The organism is Kitasatospora sp. NPDC050463 (genome assembly GCF_040655255.1).
Lineage (GTDB): Bacteria > Actinomycetota > Actinomycetes > Streptomycetales > Streptomycetaceae > Kitasatospora.
Window position 1 is genome coordinate 1 of the sequence record NZ_JBFAJO010000199.1, and the last position, 2,847, is coordinate 2,847.

The following is a 2,847-nucleotide window of genomic DNA, read 5'->3' on the forward strand; positions in this document are numbered from 1 at the left end:
CACCGGCCGACCCCCTTGGCACTGAACGCCGGCACCAAGCCCCCGACGGGACGTTCCTGTAGTCGGGGTCACCGTGGGGTCCGGTTCTTGGCCGTACTGGCCGCCAGGGCCTGGGTGCAGCGGGCCGTACGCTGATGGCCGGGCCCCTCACGTCGACGAGCGTGAGGGGCCCGGCCATCTCCGGGGCGCCACCCGGCCAGCGCGCGTCAGGACCGATCCCGCGCAATTCGGCTCCCCCACCCGCCCCAGCTGGGCATGATCGGACCACGCACGATTCGGGAGGGAAAGCACAGCAATAGCCGTCGGCAACAAGATGCTCGAAGCGCGCACCAACCAGGGCGCACCGGTCCGCGCCTCGAAGATCACCTCACTGCCCGAGGACGTCAAACCGCTCCACTGCCGCTACTGCGCGAGCAAGGTGGAGGGTGTGGGCCCGTACTTCCGGGGCAAGGATGGGCCCAACCCGACCAAGGTCGGCGCGTACTTCCGCCTCGCCAGCGGACAGCGGCACGAGGCCGGATGCGCCTACAACCCGGTCGAGGTGGTGACGGGGGTTGAGACTGGTGAGCTCGCATGTTGAGTTGTTGCGAATTCTCAGGGACGCGGGGCTGGTGTCACGGTGTGTGATCGCCGAAGGCGTACCCGCTCCGGGTTCCGCCGGTCTCGCCCTAATCACTGGCGACCCGCCAGGGCCAGCACGTAGGCGTGATCTCTGGCATGCGACCACCCAGAACTTGAGGTGGGATGGGTCGTCAGCTAAAGGGTCGGCGCGCTCACTTCCCGGAGGATGGCAAATGCGGGATACACCCCGTTCAGACAGCGGTATCTTGCGCCCGTTGGTGGGGGAGCTAGCCAGGATCCGGCTCAGAATGGTCACTCACTTGGCCGACGCGCCCCGGGAAGTCTCCGTCGACCTGGAACACGAGATCATGAGTCGGTTCGCCGTCGCGGAGGCGGAGGAGGTTCGGGAACAGATCCTCCAGGCCGTACAGGAGGAGCTCGGCACTTCGCCGAACATCGAGGTGGAGCCGCTCGTTATTAGACGGGGGCACAGTATCGAAATCCTCGTAATCCTGACCACCCTCGGCACCTTTCTCGGCACCTACAACGACTTGGTCAAACAGATCACCAAAGCGGTGGAACAAACGCGCCGCATCGTGTCTGCCATCGTTGAGAGGCTCAACGATCGTGCCCCCCGTCATCCCGCCGCTTCGATGGAGGTGACGGCCAGCTGGAGAATGGGGGCAGCTGGCGAGCGTTTTATTGAGTCAGGCGCGCCGGCCGAGCCGGAGCTGGCATCTACGGCGCCTGTCCGGCGGACGCGCGAGAATTTGGTGAACCTTGCGCTGATCTATGTAGTGGTAGTCAACACCGTGTTGATGGCGGCCGTCGGCTATCTTCTGGGCCGCGTGTGAGGTGCTGATTCCGCGACGTAATCGGTCATGAGACTGGTGGGCTCGCATGTTGAGGTGTCGCGTATTCCTGGACGGGTATGGGCTCTTGATACTGTGCGTCAACAGTCCCTGCAGGGGCGGGGGCTTGTGCTGAAGGTGACAGTGGCATGATCCGGGTCATGGACCAGCTCTCGTACTCGGCTGCATGGCTGTCACAGTGGCGTGACGAGATCACGGATGCGGTGGGCTCCATGATCTCGACGTTCGAGGAGACCTTCGGCTACGAGCCAGGCACGAATGAAGTCCGGGCCGCCGACGATGAAGACCTTCGGGCTACCCGTGACTACGGTCGGGAGCTCCTGGGATTCGGGGATCTGCGGACGTTCTACGACTCGATCGGTGAAGTGGTGTTGCCAGACGTGGGCAACGGCTACTTCGTCCACTCGGCGCGCGATGTTCTGGAGAGGCTCGCGGAGGAAGGGCCCGTCTTCGTTCCAGAAGCCGATGACCCCCACGGGATGGTGATCGCTTCGAACGGTGGAGGCATCCTCTACGTCGCCGACTGGGGCGGCGCAATCCACCCCTCAAGGACCGCTTCCGTGGACGATGCGGAGTTCGACAAGGTCGCCGACAACCTGCCGGAGTTCCTTGATCACCTCCGTCGCTGCGTCGTCCGCTTCGTGGAGACGGGCGCGACCGGCGATCTGTAGCGATCACCGACTGTGGTCGCCAGGGGCATACCGGCTCCAGGTTCCGCCGGCCTCCGTGACGAGGTGGGTGGTGGTCTTGTCGTGGTAGCCGAGGGCCCGGGCGACGACGGGTGCGGGGGCCTTGGCTTTGCTGTGCCGGCTCAGGCTGCTCCGGCCCAGGTTCGGGACAAGATCGCGTGCCCGCGCGGGTTCGTGTGCATCTATCCGGAGATCGACTTCGTGGGGCAGCCGTACGTGAAGCGGGCCGTCGACGGGAGTGTGGGGCACCTGCCGGACTACATCCGGGGGGCGGGAAGCTCGGTGATCAACAACTCGGGTCGGACCGCGCGGGTCTATCAGAAGGACAACTACTTCGGCCGGCACGTCTGCGTGGGGCGCGAAGGTGGAACGATCAACGACCTGCGCTCGTACCAGCTCAACGACGTCACACACTCGTTGAAGATCAACGACGCGCCCTGCGGAGCGTAGTGCCAAGGCCGGGAATGCCGCCCGGCCCTGACGGCGGCGCTCGCATCGGCTGGCCCGTGCGCGCAGGGAGCCCGTCACCTGCGACAGGCGGGCCATCACTTCCCGGCCGGCACACTGGCAGTCCGAGGTCGTGCGGTTGCACCACCTCCTCCGCTACCGCTGCCCCTGCCCGCAGCGGCTGCTACTGAACTTGATTGGGTGATGTCGGGGCTGTTCGCCTGACGGTGGGGCTGTGGATCCGGTAGCCCTGGGGCATGAGGTACGCGCAGGGCGGC

The 2,847-nt window shown here is 65.5% G+C and carries 4 protein-coding genes; all 4 read left to right on the forward strand.

The genetic code is table 11. The features are described from left to right. Positions 1-313: 313 nt before the first annotated feature. Positions 314-580, forward strand: coding sequence for a hypothetical protein (locus AB0J08_RS41360; protein ID WP_360645286.1), 267 nt, complete (start codon positions 314-316; stop codon positions 578-580). A 301-nt stretch (positions 581-881) separates the two neighbouring features. After that, positions 882-1,415, forward strand: coding sequence for a hypothetical protein (locus tag AB0J08_RS41365; RefSeq protein ID WP_360645289.1), 534 nt, complete (start codon positions 882-884; stop codon positions 1,413-1,415). Positions 1,416-1,573: 158 nt separating this feature from the next. After that, positions 1,574-2,104: a hypothetical protein gene (locus tag AB0J08_RS41370; protein WP_360645292.1), complete on the forward strand. Its 531-nt coding sequence runs from the start codon at positions 1,574-1,576 to the stop codon at positions 2,102-2,104. Between the two features lie 132 nt (positions 2,105-2,236). Beyond that, positions 2,237-2,572 carry a peptidase inhibitor family I36 protein gene (locus AB0J08_RS41375; protein WP_360645295.1) on the forward strand — a complete coding sequence of 112 codons (336 nt, stop codon included), beginning with the start codon at positions 2,237-2,239 and terminating at the stop codon, positions 2,570-2,572. Positions 2,573-2,847: the final 275 nt, after the last annotated feature.